At 50.1% G+C, this 22,999-nt stretch carries 18 protein-coding genes and 1 riboswitch; of the genes, 2 read left to right on the forward strand and 16 right to left on the reverse strand.

What is annotated here, in order from left to right; genetic code table 11:
* Window positions 1-143: 143 nt before the first annotated feature.
* Window positions 144-1,274 carry a mechanosensitive ion channel domain-containing protein gene (locus VST71_01975; protein ID MEC4684487.1) on the reverse strand — a complete coding sequence of 377 codons (1,131 nt, stop codon included), beginning with the start codon at window positions 1,272-1,274 and terminating at the stop codon, window positions 144-146.
* Window positions 1,275-1,357: 83 nt separating this feature from the next.
* Between VST71_01975 and VST71_01980 the strand changes: the two genes are divergently transcribed.
* Both VST71_01980 and lipA read left to right on the forward strand, forming a co-directional pair.
* Window positions 1,358-1,564 carry a cold-shock protein gene (locus VST71_01980; protein ID MEC4684488.1) on the forward strand — a complete coding sequence of 69 codons (207 nt, stop codon included), beginning with the start codon at window positions 1,358-1,360 and terminating at the stop codon, window positions 1,562-1,564.
* A gap of 129 nt (window positions 1,565-1,693) precedes the next feature.
* A complete protein-coding gene (gene lipA / locus VST71_01985; protein MEC4684489.1) occupies window positions 1,694-2,572 on the forward strand; it encodes a lipoyl synthase in 879 nt (292 codons plus the stop codon).
* Here the strand turns inward: lipA and VST71_01990 are convergent.
* The 15 genes from VST71_01990 to VST71_02060 all read right to left on the reverse strand — a co-directional run bounded on the left by VST71_01990 (window position 2,569) and on the right by VST71_02060 (window position 22,850).
* Window positions 2,569-2,781 (reverse strand): DUF6290 family protein, encoded by a 213-nt coding sequence (locus VST71_01990; GenBank protein ID MEC4684490.1) that lies wholly within the window; start codon window positions 2,779-2,781, stop codon window positions 2,569-2,571. The genes lipA and VST71_01990 overlap by 4 nt on opposite strands.
* Window positions 2,772-3,041, reverse strand: a complete 270-nt coding sequence (locus VST71_01995; protein ID MEC4684491.1) for a hypothetical protein — start codon at window positions 3,039-3,041, stop codon at window positions 2,772-2,774. The genes VST71_01990 and VST71_01995 overlap by 10 nt, the downstream gene beginning before the upstream one ends.
* Window positions 3,042-3,096: 55 nt before the next feature.
* On the reverse strand, window positions 3,097-3,486 hold the full coding sequence (locus VST71_02000) for a biopolymer transporter ExbD (protein MEC4684492.1): 390 nt from the start codon (window positions 3,484-3,486) through the stop codon (window positions 3,097-3,099).
* The gene (locus tag VST71_02005; protein MEC4684493.1) at window positions 3,476-4,018 is read right to left on the reverse strand and encodes a MotA/TolQ/ExbB proton channel family protein; all 543 of its coding nucleotides are present in this window, start codon (window positions 4,016-4,018) and stop codon (window positions 3,476-3,478) included. The genes VST71_02000 and VST71_02005 overlap by 11 nt, the downstream gene beginning before the upstream one ends.
* A gap of 22 nt (window positions 4,019-4,040) precedes the next feature.
* Window positions 4,041-4,838, reverse strand: a complete 798-nt coding sequence (locus VST71_02010) for a TonB family protein (protein ID MEC4684494.1) — start codon at window positions 4,836-4,838, stop codon at window positions 4,041-4,043.
* 339 nt (window positions 4,839-5,177) lie between these two features.
* On the reverse strand, window positions 5,178-6,335 hold the full coding sequence (locus tag VST71_02015) for an adenosylcobinamide amidohydrolase (GenBank protein MEC4684495.1): 1,158 nt from the start codon (window positions 6,333-6,335) through the stop codon (window positions 5,178-5,180).
* Window positions 6,336-6,346: 11 nt separating this feature from the next.
* Complete coding sequence (locus VST71_02020; GenBank protein MEC4684496.1) at window positions 6,347-7,243, reverse strand: energy-coupling factor transporter transmembrane component T; 897 nt, start codon at window positions 7,241-7,243, stop codon at window positions 6,347-6,349.
* Entirely contained in the window at window positions 7,244-9,166 is a 1,923-nt protein-coding gene (locus VST71_02025; GenBank protein ID MEC4684497.1) for a hypothetical protein, read from the reverse strand.
* Entirely contained in the window at window positions 9,166-11,043 is a 1,878-nt protein-coding gene (locus tag VST71_02030; GenBank protein ID MEC4684498.1) for a PQQ-binding-like beta-propeller repeat protein, read from the reverse strand. Before VST71_02030 ends, VST71_02025 begins: the two co-directional genes overlap by 1 nt.
* Window positions 11,036-14,773, reverse strand: coding sequence for a cobaltochelatase subunit CobN (cobN, locus tag VST71_02035; GenBank protein MEC4684499.1), 3,738 nt, complete (start codon window positions 14,771-14,773; stop codon window positions 11,036-11,038). Before cobN ends, VST71_02030 begins: the two co-directional genes overlap by 8 nt.
* A gap of 45 nt (window positions 14,774-14,818) precedes the next feature.
* A complete protein-coding gene (locus VST71_02040) occupies window positions 14,819-15,853 on the reverse strand; it encodes an ATP-binding protein (protein ID MEC4684500.1) in 1,035 nt (344 codons plus the stop codon).
* Window positions 15,853-17,934 (reverse strand): magnesium chelatase subunit D family protein, encoded by a 2,082-nt coding sequence (locus VST71_02045; GenBank protein ID MEC4684501.1) that lies wholly within the window; start codon window positions 17,932-17,934, stop codon window positions 15,853-15,855. Before VST71_02045 ends, VST71_02040 begins: the two co-directional genes overlap by 1 nt.
* Window positions 17,924-19,600, reverse strand: a complete 1,677-nt coding sequence (locus VST71_02050) for an energy-coupling factor transporter ATPase (protein MEC4684502.1) — start codon at window positions 19,598-19,600, stop codon at window positions 17,924-17,926. Before VST71_02050 ends, VST71_02045 begins: the two co-directional genes overlap by 11 nt.
* A 21-nt stretch (window positions 19,601-19,621) precedes the next feature.
* Entirely contained in the window at window positions 19,622-21,679 is a 2,058-nt protein-coding gene (locus VST71_02055) for a TonB-dependent receptor (protein ID MEC4684503.1), read from the reverse strand.
* A gap of 27 nt (window positions 21,680-21,706) precedes the next feature.
* A riboswitch (cobalamin riboswitch) is annotated at window positions 21,707-21,947 on the reverse strand.
* Window positions 21,948-22,073: 126 nt separating this feature from the next.
* Complete coding sequence (locus VST71_02060) at window positions 22,074-22,850, reverse strand: dihydropteroate synthase (protein MEC4684504.1); 777 nt, start codon at window positions 22,848-22,850, stop codon at window positions 22,074-22,076.
* Between the last annotated feature and the right edge of the window lie 149 nt (window positions 22,851-22,999).

Consider the following 22,999-nt stretch of genomic DNA (forward strand, 5'->3'; position numbering starts at 1 on the left):
TCCCGAAAGCTTTCGGGATGGTTTGTTCTACTATTTGTTGTTTCTCTCAGTTTCCTGAAGAGTTCCCGAAAATATCTTGTTTTTCTCTGTGCCTTCCCGAAAGCTTTCGGGATGGTTTATTCTGCCTCATTTCAGTATTCCAATCAGTTTCCCGAAGAGCCTTCCCTGTAAATATGAACATCCCTCTGGGGGAATGGAATTCTTATGCCGGTTTCCCTGAATTTCCAGTATATGGAGCTGTTTATCTCGTGAATTGTCAGCCCCCGAACAGCGGGTTCCCTGGCCCAGCACAGGAGTTCAAATCTCAGCGATGAATTCCCGAATTCCCTGAACCTTACCCTCGGGGCAGGAGAATCAAGAACGTTTTTATTCTCAAGGGAAATATCGAGCAGGGTTTTCTCAACAAGGTCAATATCACTTCCGTAGGCCACTGAAATCGGTATCCTCACCCTGAATCTCGGTACCGGCGCACTTTCATTGATAATCTTTGTATTTGCAACGATTGCATTCGGGATGGCTATCAATATATCATCTCTTGTCTTGATCCGCGTGCTTCTCAACCCTATTGCCACAACCTCCCCCCGCTCCCCCCCATCCAGCACAATGTAGTCCCCGATCTTGAAAGGCTTGTCTATAAAGACACTGACACCCCCGATAAAATTGGCTATCGTATCCTTTGCGGCAAGGGCCACGGCAGCCCCTGCAATACCGGCTGAGGCGATAAGGGGGGTGATGTTTATCTTCCAGTAAGATAGTATTATTGTCAGGGAGGCAATTATTATGGCAACTTTGGCGATATTTTCAACCAGCGGTACGATATCCCTGCCCAATCCGGTCACATCGGATACCTTGTTGATGGTATGTTTAACTATCAGCCTGCTTATTCTTATTATGGTTATAGTCCAGATCAAGGTAATTACCGTATAAAGCAAGCCATTCGAATAAAATATAATCTTTTGAGGTGGATTCAGGTATAAAACGGCATTAATCAGGCCAATCAGGATTATGGTCAGGAATATCGGATAATGGATAAGGTCTATTATTATGTCGTCAATCTCTGTTTTCGTGAAACTTGAAAACCGACGCAGAACCTTGTCCACAAATAAGTCGGCAATCTTTGCCACCACCACAAAGGCCAGAACAGAGATCGCAGCATTAACATAGGGAGAGGATGATATGTTGAAAGATTCAATAAGTCCTGTCATGTTCTTTATTGTATTATTTTTTATACCAAAAATAAAAATGTAGACTACATTTCTCCAAACATTTTTCACTTGACTTTAATGCCCTCAACCATGTATAAAAAAGAAACCTGTTGTTATCAGGCGTTAGTATCTTAAAAGGAGGCTTTTGTCGTATGTCTTTTGAAGGAAAGGTTAAGTGGTTCAATGAGACCAAAGGCTACGGGTTCATCCAGAAGGATGATGGGGAAGATGTCTTTGTTCATTACTCCTCTATTCAGGGAGATGGATTCAAGACTCTTGCAGAAGGCCAGCGGGTATCCTTTGACGTTGTTGAAGGCGAAAGAGGTCCCAAGGCTACAAACGTTGTCAGGTTAGACTGACCTACTGGAGGTGCCTGCAGTTCCTGCAGGCACCCTTTAAATCCCCTCCTGTTTTAGGTTTATAAACCAACAGATTTATATTGCAGTAATGTCTACGCTTTTGTAACCGTAACCATTTAAACCACAAACATGAGACTGCCTGAATGGATAAAGACCGGAAAAGTTATTGGTGACCACAAAACCAAAAAGGTCCTCCGGTCACATGGAGTCTCCACAGTCTGCGAAGAGGCCCGCTGTCCCAACAAGGGACACTGTTTTTCAAAGCCTACGGCCACGTTCATGATACTTGGTGACTCCTGCACAAGAAACTGCGGCTTCTGCTCCGTGAACTCCTCCCGCCCTGCCCTGCCGGACCCCCTGGAACCCGAAAAGATCGCACTTGCCTCAAAGGAGATGGGGCTGAGATATGTGGTTATAACCTCTGTTACACGTGATGACCTGCCTGACGGAGGTGCCGGTCAGTTTGCAGAGACGATAACGATGGTGAGAAGGTATCTTCCAAAGGCCAGGATAGAGGTACTTACTCCTGACTTTTTCGGCAACAGGGATGCAGTGAAGACAGTGCTCAAGGCCCGCCCTGACGTCTTTAATCACAATATCGAGACAGTACCGCGGCTTTACTCTCAGGTAAGGCCCCAGGCCGTTTACAGGCGGTCCCTTGAAGTGCTGAAGGCAGCACAGGAGACGGCACCGTCAATACCAACCAAGTCGGGTCTGATGGTTGGACTCGGGGAGTCCTTCGACGAGGTGATCTCTGTAATGAGAGACTTGAGGAGTGTTGGATGCAGGATACTGACAATCGGACAGTACCTGAGACCGGGGAGGGAGAACTTGCCGGTTACAGAGTATGTGCGTCCAGAGGTATTCGACAGATACAGGGAGGTTGCCCTGGAACTTGGATTCAGCTTTGTCGCCTCAGCACCGCTCGTTAGAAGCTCAATGAATGCTGAGGAGATGTATTCCGCCCGAGAGGATGGTGCAGACCCTACTCCAGAATTGCCTTGCTAATTCAGAACATCCTCAGCAGTAATAAAAGATGCCTTTCCTTTCCTCTCTTTTTCCTCGAACTTTTCAATCACCTCCATATCCAACAGGTTTTCATATAATTCAAGTATTGATTTCCTTATCAAGGTTGATTTATCAATACCCAGATTGTCGGATAATTCTTTTAAGATTTTTTCTTCCTCTTTATTTAATCTGACAGATATCACTCCCATCTTTTATATACCTCCTCTCTTTTAGCAATAGAGATAACATAATAATCTTTATCCTCCATGTAAAATATTGCTCTATACTTACCTTTCCGCAAACGATAGTATGCTCTTTTTTCTGAAGACTTGAGTTTTTTTATATCAAAAAGTCCCAGATCATTAGTCATATCCAATGCAATGAAAATATTATTAAACCTTTTAAAGATTTCTTTTGATAAACTCCCTCTCTTTACAGCCTTTTTAATATCCTTTTCATAGAAGACCATTCATTTATGTTTACATTGTAATACGTTGTTTGTCAAGTTGATTGTACCTGAACGATTACTCGGCTTTCTCCGCCACCACACTGAAATTCCTGACCCCGGCAAGCCTCACCTCGTCAATCACCTTCATAAGCAGGCCGACACTTGCATCCCTGTCTGCCTTTATCCTCAGGGAATCCTTTGCCCCCTCCCTCACAACCTCCTGAAGCCCTGTCAGACTCACCTCCCTGTCCATAAAGAGAATCCTGCCTGAACGTGTGATTGTTATTGTCTTTATTGTTTCCTGCCCTGTGGCAGCGGTCTTTGATTCGGGCAGTTTTATCTTTACAACCGGCTCCCGCACCAGGCTGGAGGTGAGCATGAAGAACAGGAGCAGCAGGAAGACCACATCCACCAAAGGTGCAATGTTCATGTGTGAATGACTGTACCTTTTCCGCTCAAACTCCATCCCTGCACCTCATATAAAGGCTTATGGTTATCTCCTTCAGGAGGAATGCTATATCGTCGGCCTGTTTCTCCAGATAGTGGTGCCCCACACTGATCGGGATGGCCACCAGGAGTCCGGCCGCAGTGGTGATAAGGGCCTCCCAGATTCCACCGGCAAGCATGGATGGATTTACGCTTGTACTCGTCGCTATGACCATGAATGCCTTTATCATCCCGATAACCGTACCGGTGAGTCCCAAAAGAGGTGTGATTGTTGCAATCAGACCAAGCCAGCTGAGTCCCCGTTCCGTCTCCCTTACCTGCCTTGTGCCGACCACTGACAATTCCTGTTCATCACAGCCCACTTCCAGCCCTTTGATGATAGGCATTAAAATCAGGGGCCTTGTCTTCAACACCTCGTTCAGGGGACGTTCGATTGATCTGAAAATTCCCCTGTACTGAATTACCTTGTTTATAATTATTGCAAGACCTGCAACAGAGCACAGCAGTATCGGATACATCAGAAAGCCGCCTTTTAAGATAAAATCAATCATTCAGCACCTCCATAAACAAAACCTACTCACGTTCTTCAAACTCAAATTTCACATACAACAACGCCTCGGATTTTACGGGCATTCCATTTCTTACAGCCGGCCGGTACGTTGAGAGCCTGACCGCCCTGACCGCCTCACGTTCAAAGCCAAAACCTGCCTTCTCCACAACCACCACGTTGAGCAGCCGACCTGTCTCGTCAATGGTGAGCCTCAGCAGCACCCTCCCCTCTCTTCCCATCTTCCTTGCTATCCATGGATACTCAGGGAGTACCCTTCTGACAAACGCCGGGCTATCTGCCGAGCCGATCTCTGTCAGATAAGGTTTGCCGGAGAACTCACCCTGCAGTGAATCCTGAGCACTAACAGCAGAGACCGCACCCTGCTCAGAGTCCTCTGCCCGGGCGGATAACATCTCCTGAGCCAACTGATTCCGATCCTCTTCAGGCTCTGCAACCGTCTGGACTTCAGTCTCCTCTTTTTTTTCAGCAGGCCTGACAACATCTGTTTCTTCTGCCTCCGACGCCGCGTCAGTCTCACTGCTTATTGCCACGGTCTTTGTTTCCTTTTTCTGCTGAACTCTCTCTTCAGCCTTTTCCTCTACCTTTGGAGGTTTTGGTTCTTTTTTCTTCTCAACACGTTTTTTTGCCGCTCCGGAAACAGCGACCTTACGGTCACCTGCCGGGCTGACGCTGCCGTCAATTATGGAAATCTTTATATTTCCGAAGCCCTGCTCTGAAAAGTGAGTGACTGTTGCAGACAACGGGATCGAAAGCAGAAGCATATGAATCAGGACAGATATTATCACACCATAATTTTGCATCTCTAACCTTTTGCTCCTTGCAATGACTATAATGGACTATTTACGAGTTCATCATATATACCCGCCTCCAGCGACAAAACAGCGACGGGCACTGTAAAGGAGAGAGATGATAAACCCTGAACGGTTTTAAGTATCACAATAGCTTCACCTGGATGGTGAAGCGTGATACTTCCCTCGGAGTCCCGACTGGATGTCGGGACGAGAATGAGTGAGGGGTTTATCATCTCTCTCCTTAAAACCTCTTATCTCTGAATCACGGTAAGATAATGATTAAATCCTGAGATTAAAAACCTCCATTCCCCTCAAATAACCTTTCATCACAAAATCCATACATATACTTCATTCCCCGCCTTGACCCCACTTCTCCCTGAACCCCAGGGCAAAGGCCCTGTAAACAAGGTCCAGAAAACTCTCTCTTCCGATTCCCCGGGACTCTCCTGACAGGGCGGTTCTGTAGTATTCCAGACGGTGATATTTCCCTGAGAGCGCAGCAGCAATCTGTGCTCCATAGGTTGAAAGAATTTCGGGCACACAACTCTTCGGCAGTATCTCCCACTGAATCTTGTCCCTGAGGTGAACTATTGCTGCAACTGCCGCTACTGTAAGCGGATCGTTGTTTATGGAATTAAAATTCCTGCGGTAAAGTTCAGCCTCTTTTTCTGAAAGATAGCCGGTAATACCTGCACACATGGTGTCCATGCTGAGCCCGAAACGCTCCAGGTGAACACGGGCAAAACATCGGGCCTCCGGAGTGAGCTTGTTTTGCAATGACAGGGTCTTTTTTATTGCCTGAAGGACCGAGCGGCCGATCAGTTCACCGAGTTTGGAGTGCTTGCCCGCCCCCGTGAGGGGGGCACCGGTGTCCAGCCTGGAGGCAATCCCGATCTGGTCCGTGCCTGTTCCCGTGGCAAGCCCATCCGAATAGCGCGAAGGCACGGCAAGTTCCTGAAGGGCCGCTGTCTTGGCCTCAGTGGCGGTTATCACTGAACGCACCATTGCCGCAGGAGTCAGTTCCCTGTTGATGAACAGCATGGTGTTAATGGTGCCGTGAGCTGCCACCGGAGCTGTCCCCAGTTTCTCAAATACACCGTTGCTTTCATATACTGAAGCCGGATCACCAATCCTGCCTGCATTCGTCTCAACTCCCCCCGTGCATACAGCAACCACCCCCAGGTCACGAAATTTTTCCGACACTATGGCCGCATTATTCATGTTTGCTGCAGTACCAAGGGAAGCGCTCTTTTCAGGTGGAAGCCCATACCGCTCACATATAGACCTCCTGTATCCGTCCGGATCAGAGCTCATTCTCCTGTGTGATTCATGGGAGTGTCCAGCTGGTTCACACGCCTGGTGATTGTAGATATACTCCAGGTCATCCCTGAGTCCGCCGTCCACACGGCAGGTGGATATCACCCTGTGGGGAGACAGAAACCTGACATAGATAATCTTCTCCTCCCTGTGAACCTCAATTGCATCATAGAATCTTTCCAAAAGCATATACTCCTCCATTACAGATATAATCTGGAGATCTCGTAGATCCCCCGTAACCGTGATACATAAAGAATATCCCAGAGATAAAGACCATAAAGTATCTTCAGCAGCACAAGGGCTGTTGTGCTCAGAAGGACAACGGAGAGAAGCACCTTTTCTCCCTTTCCAAGCTGTCTGCTTTCGGCAGTTGAGCGGGCAGCCGAAGGCTGAAAAGCCCTTGACTGAATTGAGAGTGACAGTATATTCGACCTCCTGTAGCAGTTGATAAAGACAGGCCGTATCAGCTTCAGCCAGTTTTTAAGAAGCCTTGCCGGATTGAAAGAGAGCACCCTTGCACCCCTCATACGCATGGCAAGAATAACAGTGGCAAACTCGTCCATTATGGCCGGAATAAACCTGATGGCAGTCACTGTCATGAATGCAAGCACATAGGGCACCCTCAATTGAAGCATGCCCGAAAGCATCTTCCCTGTATCAGTACTCCAGCAGAAGAGAAAACCAAAGGTCATCATGGAGGCAAACCTCAATGACTGGATGGCACCATAGCGGAACCCTTCACGGTAGATACTTATATCCCCTGTCCACTTACCTATCAGGGGGGTATCCATATTGACAAGGTTTATGAGCACGGTCCTTGGTTCTTCAAAGTAGAAGATGGACTGGGAAAACATCGTTCCCCATACCGTCAATACAACAAGAAAAAGGAGCAGACGCAGCTTTGACCATTCCACCCGCTCAATACCTGCCAGAACCCATGAAACAGAAAAAAGAATGATGAGAGGAACCGTATTTTCAAGCATTACCGCATAGACCGAGATGCAGAGAAGGCCAATGATCTTGACCCTGGGATCGAGCCTGCCGATAATTCCCTGACGTTCCCTCTGCCGGGTAAGGCTGCTGATACCATAGCTCATCTAACCGTCCTCCCATTTCAACCGATCGCTGAATCGCCAGCCCATAAATGTCGCTGCAAAGGTATAGAGCAGGCTGTTCACTATCAGGGTCATGTATATGTACCAGTCAGCAAAGTAGAGTCGGAAGAGCACCATATGCAGGTAGAGCCCGGTCAGGGTTATAAATGCATCGGCAACACACAGATAGAGCGCCAGATAAAAGACAGACGGTGTATTCCAGCGGAAATTTTCTCCCTTGCGCGTAAGTCCCGACATGTAGAAGGCCGCCTCCTTTGCAACTATGCCCGTACCTGTAAATAGTATGTCCGTCAGTTGAAACCCGCCAAACATTATGCCGTTGAGCATATAGCGGACAAGGGTCGCAAATGTGACAGTGCCGGGTCTCGGGATCGACCTGACGAGCGAGACAAGGAGTGTCCAGTAAAGCAGCTCTGAAAAGAAACCTGTAACAAAGGCGCTGAAGGGACCGAGCAGTGCCGAGACAAGGTTTCCGAATATCCTGACAGGCAGGTTTGAGACCACAAAGGTCATTGCCCCGTAGAGTGAGATGATAACCAGCCACCTGACCTTCATGCCTGCCACAATATTTTTAAACCTGAGGACAAAGACCAGAGTGGCAGTCAGACTCAGAAATACAGCAAAGAGTGTAAATGTCCATGCAGTCAGGTTCATGGATGTGACATAGAGGGGGAACTCATATTCTGCAACAGGGAGGACCGAGCCCATAGGGATAAGCTTTACCACCCTGCGGTACTCTCCGGGCAGGGGGTCAGAGGTTAAATAAACAGGCATCACCACCCGTGTCTTTTCTCCGGGCAGAAGCATGGCTGTCACAGTGACGGCCGTCTCCTTTGTCCCGCCGGTCAGCAAGTCCGGCGGTCTGAATGCCTCAGGCGTGATGTCACGGTCTTTATAATAGATACCGGAGTTGACAAGCAGTGCAATGCTGCCGGTCCCGGTGTTTTCCAGGACAAGGCTCTGATATGTAAAGGGATGATTGTAGTCAATATACTTTGGCTCAACCCCGAAAAAACGTCCGAGTTTCCGAAATACAGCGGGCTGTATGTATAGCGTGTCTTCTGCATACCGCCTGAGGGCTATACCGCGAATACCTACAGGTATTGATGTCTTTACAAGCCTTATTGTCTCCCCTGCTGATTCCTGTTTAACGACCTTGATGGTCACATCCCTGCTGAAGAAAGACTCCCTGCCTCCAGCTCCTTTCAAGGTAATGCCTGCATGGAGACGATACTTCCCTTCACCCGGCACCTGTATGCTGAAGGGGAGATAAAACCTCTCATAAGCAACGGAGAGGGTTGTTCTGAAGTATATTACGGTCTCTTCTTCCCTGAAGACGACTCTCGTGTCACGGTTTTGCGGAAAAGCCGCAACCTTTACCCCTGCAGGGATGGTGACACTGCCTGTAATGATGGTCTCATCCTGCTGATATGTGGTAATGATAACGGCAGAGGTCAGTTCATTATTCTCAACTGCCGTGCTTAAAGCCTGCATCTCATTTTCAAATACCATGCCACCAGCCTGTTCAGCCATTGAGGTGAACGGGGCTGAAAACTGGACAGCAACAGCATAGTCATTATCCGGAGATTTTTCCTTTATATCCATAGTTCCCTGATTGCTTATGAGCCTGAATCTGTAGGTTGTGTTACTCTTCCAGTCAAAGGCAAGCCAGAGGTTCCCTTTCTTTATGTTGTTCAGGGACTGAGAGACGATCACACCTTCCGGACCCTGAATCCCGATAGACTTAAGTCTCAGCGGAGAGCTGAAAAACAGCCATGCACCATCAGGGACAAACTTCACATCTGCCTCCTGCAAGGCCTCGTGTGGTGCAAGCAGATACCATGCAGTAACGCCGGTGCCTGCAAGTAATATAATAATTATGATAGTTTTTTTAACCTTACTCATCAGTGAATTATATGAACCCGGTACCTTCCCTTATTCGTGCCCTTTGCATCAGTAAACGGCACCTCCACGAGCGCTATATACCTGCCGTCTGGTGATATGTCAGCCATGAAAAAGACCGGACCTTCCGTGGGATAAAGATAGATGAGTTTATCCATACCGGATCCCTTCCTTGATGTATCAAAGAGAGTGGCCCCAAAAAAGGATGTCATACCGCCCCTGCGGGAGCCTGCCATCCCTGCAACGGCATTAACAGTAAAGAGCCACCTGCCGTTCCTGGAGAGATAAATGCCCTGCATGGAGCCGTAGGACTTCCATTTCCATCTCAGCCTGCCGTCAAAACCAAAGGCATAAAACTGATTTGCCGCAGGATGGGGCGCGGGTTTCTGCACCTTGCCTTTTACAGCACCTGAAGGAATGGAGGTTCCGGGCAGAACAAAGTAGACAGCATCAGGCCCGACCCTGGCATAGCTTATGTAGGATGAGACTGGAATATCCCCGATCAGGACAGGTGTACCGATCTCCCTTATCCACACGGGACTGTTCTGTTGAAATCTCTTTCCCTCTACCTTTACAGCACTCTCTGTATCGAAGAACATTCCCCTGCCGTCATTAAGCCCGATTGCCGCATACCTGCCGTCCCTGGAGAGGGCAACCCCCTGCCAGGCACTGGCCGTCTCGTAATACGGCCTCAGGGGCGGCACCCTGTACTCCCACAGGACCTCTCCTGTCCTGCCGTTGAGGCAATAGAGTGTGCCGTTTCCGTACAGGGAATCAGTGCGCTCAGGTGGACGCCATGTTGACGTAAGAAGCAGGAGTTTCTCCCCACTGGCTGAGATATCAAACCATGTAAGGCTGTAGGGAAGCGGCCTGTCCACTGGCCACCGCCATTTTATACTGCCGGTCCTGCCGTTGAACCGGTAGACCATGCACCTGTAAAGCCTCCTGCCCTCCTTGTTCCATCCATGTGTGCCGACCACGACCACATCACCACCGGGAAGCACCTTCAACTGGTAGACACCCGGAAACTTGTATATCGCATAACGGTCATTTTCCCTCTCAGGCCTCGATGTCTCAATGTCGTCAGCCAGGCGGTACTTCCATATTTCCCTGCCTGTCATTGCATCAAGACAGTAAAGATACCCGTCAGGTGACTGCTCTCCCACATACAGCACCCTTTGTCCGTCTATCTCTCCCCATCCAATACGCTTCACCATACCCTCAGCGATCTTCCGTGAGAAGACGACTTTACCGGTCCTCACCTCAACAACCCTGAGATAGCCCTGAAAACTGCCGATTGCAAGGTATTTATTGTCTTCTGAAAATTTCACGAATGTATCAGGGGCTGTCCCCTCGTCAATGCTGAATGGAACGACCTTTTCCAGCTCCACCCGCTGAACAAGCATGGGCGAAGGCTTGAGCGGCGCGGTAACCTCCTTCACAAACCGTGCATCTCTGCTGCGCACCTCCACGCTGTATTCCTCCCCGGGGCTCCATTTAAGGGGAATGAGCAGTTTTTTGTCTGCAAAAAGCACTGTTTCTTCATCCCCTTCGCCCTTCACCCACCTGAAAACCTTTCTCCCTTTCGAGCGGAGTGTAACCATCTTAAGCCCGCTCAGCTCCACAGCAAGTCCGTCACGGACAAAATAGACCTGAACCCCTGGCTGCTCCTTTATGCAGCCCTGCACAAAAACAAGCAGCAAGAGAGAGAAAAAAAGGCTCAACCGTCTGAATGATGAGAGATACCGGGGCGCAGGGTTTGAACGGTTTTTTTCGCTGAAAGCGAAAACCTCGGAGGCAGGCAGAATGCCTGTCGAGAATGAGTGAAAGCCCTGTGCCCCGGTATCTCTCAGGGGTTCCAACTCCAGTATATCAGGCATCCGTCCTCTCCTCTATATCCCCCTCCACATCAAGATACACATCCTCAAGCCTCTTTTTCATCTCCTCAGAGGCATTCCACATTCCCCGATTAGCTGCCTCGAGGAGACGCTCGGCAATATTCTGCAGGGCATAGGGATTAACCTCTTTAAACCACTTCTGCATCTCCTCATCAAGCGCGTACTTTTCAGACAGGGCATCATACATCCAGTCTTCCATAACATCAGAGGTGGCATCCCAGTGGAATGAGATATCCACAGCCCTTGAGAGGTCTCCTGCACCCTTGTACCCGTGGCGCATGAGACCCTCCATCCACTTGGGATTGAGTATCCGAGAGCGGAAGATATGTTTTGTCTCCTCCTGAATGCTCCTGTACCTGACACGATCCGGGTCGGATGCATCACCTGAATATGCCTTTGGATAATTACCGGACACCGTCTTAACTGCTGCCACAAAGCCTCCAAAGTAGGCATTAAAGTCATCAGAGGAGAGCAGGTCATACTCCCGTGAATCCTCGTTTTTCACTACAAGGCTGATATCTGAAAGCCTCCTGCGGAACACCTCTCTCCTGTCTTCCCCATAAACCCCTTTGCCGTATGCATACCCACCCCATGTAATATAGACCCCCCCCAGGTCCTCGCTCTTCTCCCATGCCTTTGCGTCAATAGCTGCCGGGATTCCCGCACCATAGACACCGGGGGGATCGCTGAAGATACGGAATGATGCCTCACGCAAGGCCTCTTCAGGGTCAATACCGCGTTCAACAAGCTCTTCAGCCTCTGCCAGTACGTGTTTTCTCAAAAAATTCTTTCCATCAGGCTCATTGAGGGCAGTCACCATTGCTACAGCCTCATCCAGGAGTTCCATCAGGTTGGGGAACGAGTCCCTGAAAAAGCCTGACGTCCTGAAAGTCACATCCACGCGCGGAAACTTCAATTCCCCGACAGGGATAATCTCAAGCCCCTCGATACGCCCGTTCCTGCCGTTCCATATCGGCTTCATACCCATAAGGTAGAAAGCCTCTGCAATGTCCTCACCCATTGTACGCATTGTAGGGCTGCCCCAAATGACCATGCCTATGCTTTCAGGAGGCTTGCCTGTCTCATTCATATGTCTTTCAACAAGTGCGTCTCCGAGTGCCTTGCCGGTGGCCCATGCAGTGAGGGACGGAATCCTGAAGGGATCAACGGAGAAGAAATTCCTTCCTGTGGGCAGGATGTCCACCATACCGCGGGTAGGAGTACCGCTGCCGCCGGGAAGGACATGCCTGCCTGAAAGGGCGGCAGCCACTGAATCTATCTCCTCTGTGGTCCGTTCCAGTTTCGGCAGTACGACATCCCTTATAAACTCCACCACTCTGCGCACCTCCGGGCCTTCATCTGCAATCAGGGGCTCGCTACCCTCTATCACAACTTTCACCATCTCAAGGGCAGTCCTGTGGATCTCTGTTATTGCAACGGCATTTGTGGGGAACCGGCCTGTCGGGTCTGCTTGTCCCCTGTATTGAAGGAGATTGTCATAATCGTATCCCCACTGCCTTGCAATCGCCTCCCTCAGGGATGGTACATCCCCGTTTTTGATCCGCACCAGTTGAGTAACAAGCTCTGCAAGTCCTTCATCCTCGGGCACAATGCCCATTACGTGAAGGCCGTCATTGATGGCAGTATCAGCAACCTCGGAAAGATAGGAATGCAGCCTCTCCACAAAAGCGTCAAAGTCTAAAAATGCTTCATCCTCAGAGACCTCTATATCCGAGTGAAGATTGTCTTTTGTGGCCAGTTGCCAAATCTCCTTCTGGAGTACAGGCAGTCTTGCAGGGTTCATGGACTTTGTCTGGATGTACTCAAGGATTTTTGTATCCACCTCTGCCAGCCCCTCATACCTGTCGGCATTGGTCATAACAGGGATAAGGTGGTCAACCACACAGGCATAGGAGCGGCGCTTTGCCTGTGTGCCCTCTCCGGGGTCATTGATGATATAGGGATAGATATTCGGCAGGTCCATTATGGAAATGTCGGGATAACACTCCTCAGAAAGCGCCAGAGACTTGCCGGGCAGCCACTCAAGGGAGCCGTGCTTGCCGATGTGGAGCACTGCATCCGCCTTAAAAACATCCCTTATCCACCTGTAATGAAATATGTAATGATGGCTTGGCGCAAGATGCGGGTCGTGAATCTTTTCAGGCTGCTCAACAAAGCCCCTTGGCGGCTGAATGCCTATGTATACATTGCCGTTGATAATCCCGTTGACCATAACCTCGTCTTCATGGACAAAGAGCTCACCCGGAATGTCTCCCCAGTCCTTAAGCATGTGTCTTTGGTTCTTCTCCGGGAGACCTTCGTGCCATACACTGTATTGAGCAGACCCAATACGGTCAGCCGCCTTCTGCGCCATACCCTCAGGGGTAAGCCACCTCCTGTCAGCAGTAACCCCGTCAAGTATCTCATGCGCAAGGGCATCACCTGATTCATACTCCCTTTCAATTGAATACCCCTCCTGCTTCAGCCTGTCGAGAATATTTTTAACACTTTTAAAGGAGTCAAGCCCTGCGGCACATCCGATGCGGTCATTGCGCGGCGGATAGTTATGAAAGATTACAGCTACCCTCTTTTCAGCATTCGGCTTTATTCTGAGCATTGCCCATTTCCCTGCAAGGCTCACGATCTTCTCTATCCGCTCCTCAACAGGCATATTCCTCAGCAGCGTTGCACCTGTAAGCAGATCCTGTTCCGCCACATCCCTTGTTGAGACAGGCACGGTAATAAGGATGCCGTCAAACTCCGGCTGTGCTGCGCTTATGCAGACATCCAGGGGAGTAGCCCCCTGTTCGGTCTCTTTCCAGTCCCTGTGGGTCGTAAAGAGGGTAATCGCCTGCAGAACCGGCACTCCGATCTTTTCATAAACTCTGGCAAACTTGGGGAGGGTGAGCCTCATTGAAAAGACCATGCAACTCAGGAGCACATGGATAATGGTCTTTCCATCCACCTGAAAAAAATTCTCCGCAACCCACTCCGGGTCCCTGTTATTCAAAATCCTGTCAGGAAACCGGTTATAAAAGCATGCAATGGGAAAGCCCCCCTGCCTCTCTATCTCGTTGACAAGGCTGTCGACAAACGCCAGGTTGCCGTCCACGTAATAACCCTGATAAAACCACATGCCTATTATGGGAGTCTTTTTATCTTCAAGCTCTTTCAGGGATGTGCCCTGTGAGTCTATGTACTCGTTAAGTGTCAGGGACACCCCTGTGCGCGGGTGATAGATGCCCTCGCAGGGCATCTTCTGCGGCGGGTCACAGGGAATATCCTCTCCCGAGAACTTTTTTATCAGACTCCTGAAGAGATTTGTCCAGTTATCCCTGCCACCGAACTTGATAAAGCGCACCATCTCATCAAAAAAATCACTGCCGTATTCTGTGGAGTACTGTGCAGAGAGCGACATCTCGTCCTCATCACCGGGCTGAATGAAGACAAAGGCATTCCGGGATTCTTCAATCAGCCGGTCAAAAAACCTGAATGATTTTCTGCCTCCATGGAGTATCACGATTACACAGTCTGCTGTCTGAAGGTGATGAGTAAAACGATCCATCATCTTTGAGTCAAAAAGGTCGTCACTGGTCCGTGCCTGCACCTCCATACGTCCGGGATACTCCTCTTCTATCCGGCGAAATGCGCTGGTCATGCTTATCATTCCGGTGCCTGTGGCATTAAATACAACTGTCTTTATCTTTTTCATTCCTCAATCCTCCTGCTGATTTCCTTACGCATATGGCACTCGATATCAGACCCCTGTCTTCATACCTCTTCGGCCCTTCCCGATCTCCTCAAACGGCTGCCTGCGCATACGATGTGGCAGGGCAAGCCCTGCAGCAACCTCAATATCCTCATCCGTGACATGGGTGCGTCCATGCCAGGCTGCCAATGTCTTTGCTGTCTTGAGGGTGATTATATCCCCCCTGTGACCATCAACTCCCGCCTCCATACAGCGCGTTGCAATAGTGAAGAGTTTTTCCCTCTCGATCTTCACTTCCGGATACAGCTTTATCGCTGACTCAATCCGCTCAGCTGTCCTCGCAGACTCCTCCTTCCACTTCAGGCAGAAGACCTCCGGCTCGTCTTCAAAGGCGATCCGCCTCTCCATTACCTCCACCCTCTCTGCATGGTTCCGGCTGCCTTCAATGCTGACGCAGAGACCGAACCTGTCGAGGAGCTGCGGTCTCAATTCCCCCTCTTCGGGGTTCATGGTGCCTACCAGCGTAAACCGGGCAGGATGACTGAAGGAAACTCCCTCACGCTCCACGGTATTTACTCCCATGGCAGCAGCATCCAGGAGCACGTCCACTACATGGTCGTCAAGCAGGTTAATCTCATCCACATAGAGGATTCCCCTGTGGGCTGCTGCAAGGATGCCTGGCTCAAACCTCTTTTTCCCCTTGCTCAGGGCATGCTCGATATCCATGGTCCCGACAACCCGGTCCTCTGTAGCTGAAACAGGCAGCTCCACCACCCTCACCTTCCGCCTTACAACATCAACGCCGTTTCCATTAAAAATCTCTTCAGCACAGCCCCTGTTGTCACAATCCCGGCAGACCCTTGAGTCTCCATTCCCGGGCATCTGGTAAGGACAACCCTTTACCACATCAATCAGCGGAAGTATGTCTGCCAGTGCCCTGACCGCCGTTGATTTTGCCGTGCCCTTCTCTCCCCTGACAAGTGCTCCGGCAATATGGGGATTGATGATATTAAGGATAAGGGCCAGTTTCATCTCATCCTGCCCCACAATTGCATTAAACGGATACATGGTTCTTCCGGTCATCAGATATTCCTCCTGACTATATTTACAATGTCGCCTGCCATAAGGTCATTAAAGCTGAAATGCTCTGCCCCCAGTGCTGAGGCAAGCCTTGCAGCAAGTCCGAACCTCACCACTGACTTTTCTTCCGTATCTATCACGATAAATTTTATCCGCTTCTCCCTTGACATCTCTCCGGCTATCCGCAGCACTTCGTCCTGCGGAGAAAGACGGTTGTCAATGGATACATTGGCCCTGCCGTCCGTAACGATTATTGCTATGGGGCGTGAAGAGGTCTCTTTCACAAGATGCACGCCGAGCAGATTAAAACCCTTGAGAAGCCCCTCTGACATGGGAGTGCGTCCTCCCACAGGCATCTCGCTGAGGTGTCTTACGGCAAGTTCAACAGACGAGGTGGGCGGCAGGTTGACCACGGCCTTTCGCTGTCTGAAGGTCACCATTGCCACCTTGTCTCTTTTCTGATAGGCATCGAGCAGGAGGGAGAGGATTGCCCCCTTGGTTGCAATCATGCGTGCCTTTGCCCCCATTGAGCCGCTGGCATCAACCATAAAGACAAGGAAATTCCCTACCCTCTTCTCCCTTATCTTTCTTCGTATATCATCCCTGCGTATGGATATGGCCATTCCTCTCTCTTTTTCCCTGCTCCCCTGGTGCGGAGCAGCAGCCCTGATGGTCGCATCAATGGCTATATCAGGATATTTATCACTCTGAATACTTTTCACAAACCTGCCGCTCTTCTGCGTTGTTCTTGTCCTCGTACGTCTGCCCGAACCACGGCGCACAAGGCGATCCTTCTCCTGCGTAATACTCTGCACCCTGAATGTGCGGCCTGGCTCAAATACCTGTTCAGTACCCCCTGACGGCTCATCCTCTTCAGAGGACGATTCAGGATCAGGAAGTCCCCTCTGATAATCCTCCTCCACACCATCCATTTCACCGTCCCTGTCCTCTCCATTTTCATGGGGCTGATTCTTTATGTCATTGTTGTCAACAGACCTGTTTTGCCCTTGCTCCTTCTGATCATCCCCGTCACCGGAATCATCACGGTTATCAGGATCATCATGCCCGGGTGGCGGCGGGGGCGGGGGCAGGGCATCCCTTCTGCGGTGCAGTATTGCCATACCGGCCACACGGTTTATGTCACTGACCGTTACAGCGGAGCGGCCCTCATAGGCGGCAAGGGCCCTGGCTGCATATTTTATAGCCATGTCCGCCCTGTGACCTGCAACGTTGTTTTGCAGGCATATTTCAGAGATAAGGCCAAGGAGTCGCTGAGGAAAGACCACCCCTTCAAGTCTTTCCCCCGCACTCCTGATCCGATCTGCAATCCCTCTGTTCTCGTTGAGGTAACGGGCTGCAAACTCCACGGGATTGTTGTCATAGCTGTCCCTCATCTCCATGAGCCGTACCCTGTTGTCAGGATCGCCCTCCCCTCTAATCTCAACACAGAGGCCGAAGCGGTCGAGCAACTGAGGACGGAGCGCCCCTTCTTCAGGATTCATGGTGCCTGCAAGAATAAATCGTGAGGGATGAAGATATGAAAGTCCTTCACGCTCCACAATATTTATACCGCTTGAGACAGCATCGAGGATTATATCCACTAAATGGTCATCCAGAAGATTAACCTCATCTATGTAGAGGATTCCCCTGTTTACCCTGGCAAGGAGCCCCGGCTGAAAACGCCTTTGCCCTTTCCTCATGGCAAATTCAATATCCAGGCTGCCGGTGACCATCTCCTCTGTTGCATTCAGCGGAAGGGTGACAAGGGGAACCTTGATATATCCGCTTTCAGGATAATTTCCAGTCTTGATCTTCCCTGCACATTCAGGACAGAGGAGCACCCTGTTGTCAGGATCACAGAGACACGAACATCCCCTGACCACTTTTATATCAGGTAAAAGACTCCTTAATGCCCTGACTGCCGTTGATTTTGCAGTACCTTTCTCCCCCCTGATGAGTACACCGCCGATGCGGGGCTCTATTGCATTGAGGATAAGTGCAAGCTTCATCTCCTCCTGTCCCATGATTGCGGAGAAGGGATAAAGATAATCCTCTGTCAGTGTCCTGTTGTTATTAAACTCCATTCACCACTCCTATAAATTCCTCAACTGTAAGTGCAGGCGGGGAGATTCCGCTTTTCCTTGAAAGCATGAAGGACAACGAAGGCAGAAGGCCTGCATCTTTGAGGGCCTCTTCACTGCCAAGCACCTCCCTGGCCGGACCGTCAGCAACCACACAGCCATCCTTCATAAGCAATACCCTGTTTGAAAAACGCACTGCTGTCTCAAAATCATGCGTGCAGAAAACCACCGCCTCTATCCCGGCTTCATTTCTGATTATTCGGATCAGGTTGCATATATTCTCCTCGTTCTGCCCTGTCGTCGGCTCATCCAGCAGCAGCAGCCGCGGGTCCATGGCAAGCACCGCCCCTATCACCACCCTGAGACGCTGTCCTTTTGATAGGGCATGCGGGGGTATCCTTTCCAGTCCTTCAAGCCGAAGCATAGCGACAAGGGACCTGTTTCTTGCCATGCGCACCACTTTATCAACACCAAGATTCTTCTGGCTGAACTCCAGTTCAACCCACACACTGTCTTCAAATAACTGGAGGTCAGGATTCTGAAAGACCATTCCCACCCTGCCCGAATTTCCATGCCTGCGTCCCTTGAGACTGCTCAGTCCGTTCATTTCGGCACTGCCTGCAACCGGCTGGTTCAGGCCTGACAGTATACTCAGGAGCGTTGATTTGCCTGAACCGTTCTGCCCCATGATCGCAATTATGTCACCACTGTAAATCTCAAGAGAGACTCCTTTTAAGGACGGCTCCCCTGCCCCCCGGTAGGCAAAGGAGATATCCCTGAGAGAGGCAACACGTCTTTTTTTAGTGCCATTGTTTCCTGCAGGACTCTCATACCTGAAGCCCTGCTTTGATGGTTTGAGTTTAATGACTTCATCAATCAGATTCCCGGTCCACTCACTTGCCCATTCGTGGCAAACAGCCCCTGCAATCTGAACGGCATCAGGCACCTTGAGGCCAAGGGTTTTAAAAATTCCGGTATGTGCCGGCAGGTCCTTCCTGTCAATATCAAGGACGACCCTTCCCTGGTCCATCACCATTATACGGTCGACAATCCCTATCACGTCATCCACCCTGTGCTCCACCAGGACGATGGTTATGCCCCTCTGCTTAAGGTCATCGAGACACCTGACTATCTCGGCAGTACCGGCAGGGTCGAGCTGGCTCACCGGCTCATCAAGCGCCAGCACCACCGGTCCCATGGCGAGTTGCGAGGCAATGGCAACACGCTGTTTCTGACCACCGGAGAGTCTTGCGGTCTGCCGTTCTTCAAATCCCTCAAGACCGACCTGGGCCAAGGCCTCCCCCACTCTCTTCGTGATCTCTGCAGGGGGAAGGCCGAGATTTTCAGGGCCGAATGATATCTCATCCCTCACTGTATTACAGAAGAGCTGATCATCAGGACTCTGAAATACCATCCCCACATATTGCGAGATGTAGGGCAGGGACGAAGTGCGGGTCTCTATTCCGTTGACAACCACCAGACCCCGCATCCCACCTGCGCTCTCATGAGGGATTATCCCACCCAGCATCTTCAGAAGCGTGCTCTTGCCGCAGCCTGTACGGCCTGTGACAAGCACGCACTGTCCCCTGGGCACGGAAAAGGAGACCTCCTGCACTGACAGATCGCTGCGTCCTGCATATTTAAAGGAGACGTTTTTAAAGGTTATCATCTGTTGTTGCCCATCCTCGTCCTAAAGTGAAACCCTGTAGCTTAGATACCAGGCCCGTCCGGATAATGGAAACTCCGGTTTTTCATAATAATACTCGTCAAAGATATTGTTGACCTTAAGGGTTAGCTCCTGCTGCTTTTTGAATTTAATACCGGCAACAAGGTCAACAACAGTAAAGCCTTTATAGGTAATTTCGGGATATCCAGGTGTATACCAGTCATAATCCTTGCGGCTGCCAACGTAGCGGGCCAGCAGCCTTGTGTTGACCCGGCCGTCATCATAGCTGAGGCCGTAGTTCACCTTCCAGCGGGCAACGTTATGAATATTGTCCTCTTCTTCCCCGGGTATCTTCTCTGTTGCTTCAAAGAGCCTGGTGGCATTGGTAAAGAAACTGACAGAGCGGTCCCATTTAAAGAAGACTCCGGCATCCCATTTGAGTTCAACCTCCATCCCTTCCATTCTGGCCTCAGCCGCATTCTCAAAAGTGGTAATATTGCCGTCCTTCTTCCGCGTGATCTTGTCGTCCACCCTTGTCAGGAAATAGGTTGTATCCAGGCTAAGCCCCCAGTCATTGCGGTCAAGGCCAACCCCTATATCCCAGGTCCAGCTCTTCTCAGGTCCGAGGTCAGGGTTTCCCTGTGTTATCATTGTGGTGCCACCAACGATCCGCTCGGAATATCCGGCCATCTGGTAGGCATTAGGAGGCACAAAGGCCTTGCCCAGCGTGCTGTGAAGGTTCAGGATGGAAGAGATAAAGTACTTGATTCCAAACCTTGGATTTATGGTATCAAAGTTTTCGCTGGCTGGATAAAAATCCGTCTTGTACGGGGTCTCCTTGGTCTCCACATTGAAGTAATCATAACGAAGCCCTGCATTCAGTATGAGTCTGTTATCAAGAAACTTCCATAATGTGTCGCCAAAGACTGCCCAGTTCTCCCTTTCATCATCAGGAGAATAAGGGGCCTTGCGGGTTCCGTCCTGTTTGTAGCTCTTACGTTCCTCCTCAATATCCTGGTAATCGGCTCCAACAGTAAACTGATGAGTCCTCCAGTGCGTTGCATTTTGAATCTGCACACCCTGCCACCTGGTGGCACTTTCGTAATTCTTGTAGGGCTCTGCAAGGACATAGGAGCCAACGCTGTAATCATAGACATACTTCTTGTAATACTCACTGCTTTCATTGGAGGCAAAGACTGTAACCCTGCTCTCGTTTTGACCCCAAACCCTTCTTAACTGCATGTCGCCTCCGTAGCGCACAATATCCTTCCGGCTCTGCTGAAGATCACCGTAAAAGAGTGCTCCAGGCGTTTCAATATCAATTCCCTTATACAGATCACCCTTGATATCCAGCCTCCAGCCGGGGCTGAGGTCACTGCCGAGACGCAGCGAGCCATACCTTGTCTTGTACGAGGTTCCGGGGCGGATACCTTCTCCGTCACCCAGTTTCATGTCACTCACCTGTGTGTAGTTGCGAAGTGTCAGGTCGAAATCGAGCCAATCGGCAAGACGGCCTCCGGCAGCCAGCTTTTCAAAGTTGGTATCAAAACTGCCTCCACCCAATTCAGCAGAACCTGTGAGGGGGCCTATGGTCTTCTTTGTGATTATATTGATCACACCACCCATTGCTTCAGCACCGTAAAGGGAAGAGGCCGGCCCCTTCAGCACCTCTATGCGCTCTACATTGTCCATCAGGATAGTGGCAAGGTTGGTGGCACCGGCCGGCCGGCCGTCGATAAGGAGTAACGAGTGCTTTGTAATCCCTGAAAACTCAGGTCTGAAGCCCCGTATGCTGATCCCTGAAAGTGCACCCGGGTACTCGATAACGTCAACATTGCTGTTCTTCTTGAGCTGTTCGGAAAGTGTATCTCCAGCAGTCGCCTTAATCTCTTCAGAGGTTATTACATCCACAACCTGGGGAACCTCTTTTTTCGGCATCTCCGTACGGGTTGCAGTAACAACAATCTCTTCCATAGCGTTAACGTCATTGCCTGTCGTGTCATCACCTGCAGACGCAGTTGTGACTATGAATAAAATACAGAGGGTAATCAAAACAGGATACAAAAGATGCGTTGCTTTCATTTTTTTCTTCCTCCCGCGAGAAATTTTTAGTTTTTTTCCGGTCTGGACAGGTCTTCCGGCTCAGGGCGATAAGACAGTTGCGAGTTGCGGGTTCCGGGTTGCGAGTCAAACCGCGTCTCTTTCCTACTCACCCGCCTTCCCGTCATGGTGTTATCCATGACAGTGGCTTCTTTCGGGCTTTCGTTCCCTTCACGGCTGCGGGGCAGCGGGGGATTTTCACCCCTCTTCCCTGACATCCAGCCTTGTGGTCAAAATGCGTGTTTATAAATTACTGCCTCTGTTCTCACCTCCCTTACTGTCAGATCCCTACTGTCATACTGAACTTGTTTCAGCATCTGCGTGTTACCTCTCCAAGATTTTCATAACTTACGGTTTTTTCAGTCATGAACCGACCTTATCCGCAGAGATAGGCATCGCAGTATATGCCTCCGGCACACAGGAGCTTTACGGTCTTTGCCGTCTCCATAACGAACCTGTCAAGCGGATTCATAATTGCGGCATCAAGACCTGCACCTGCCAGCACTCCAAGTGCGGAACTGTTCATGATGGACCTGTTTTCCCCTTTCAGCCCCTGTGAGATATTGCTCAACCCCACCAGGGTCTTTACCTCCGGAAAGGTCTCCTTAAAAAGACGGCCAGCAACAGCTGCCTCGGTCAGTGCGTCAGGATTCATCGAAAACGAAGCAAGTACAGGGTCAAGGTAGACGTCAGACTGCATAATGTCATACCGGACAGCCTCCTCAATGATATCCATTGCAATGCTGCACCTCTCGTTTATACTGCCTGCATAACCCCTTTCCGGAAGGGTCATGCCTATGATACCGGCATTGAACTCAGATGCAAGGGAAAGCAGTCTCCCCATCCTCTCCCTGTCACCGGTAACCCCGTTTATTATTGCCCTTCCCCTGTGAACACCAAGCCCTGCCTCTATCATTTCAGGCGTTCCATTAAGACAGAGGGGCACATCCACACTCTGCTGGATAACCTCAACCACATCCCTCATAAGCCGCTCTCCACCGGCAATATCAGGCCCGATATTCACATCCAGCATATCTGCACCTGATTCAGCCTGCAAAATGGCAAGGCTGACAACCCGGGAAAGGTCTCCGGATACAAGACTCTCATATACAGCAGGGGCCAGCACATTTATCTTTTCACCTATAACCAGCATATTTGTACGCCTCCTTTTTATCCTGAATCCGTTAATAAAAAGGTTCCGTCAACGTAAGGAAGTGATATGATAGAGTCTGAACGGTTTTAAGTATCACAAAGGCTTCACCTGGATGGTGAACCGTGATACTTCCCTCGGAGTGCCGGCTG

This window comes from Nitrospirota bacterium (assembly GCA_035873375.1).
Taxonomy (GTDB): Bacteria; Nitrospirota; Thermodesulfovibrionia; order Thermodesulfovibrionales; family JdFR-85; genus BMS3Bbin07.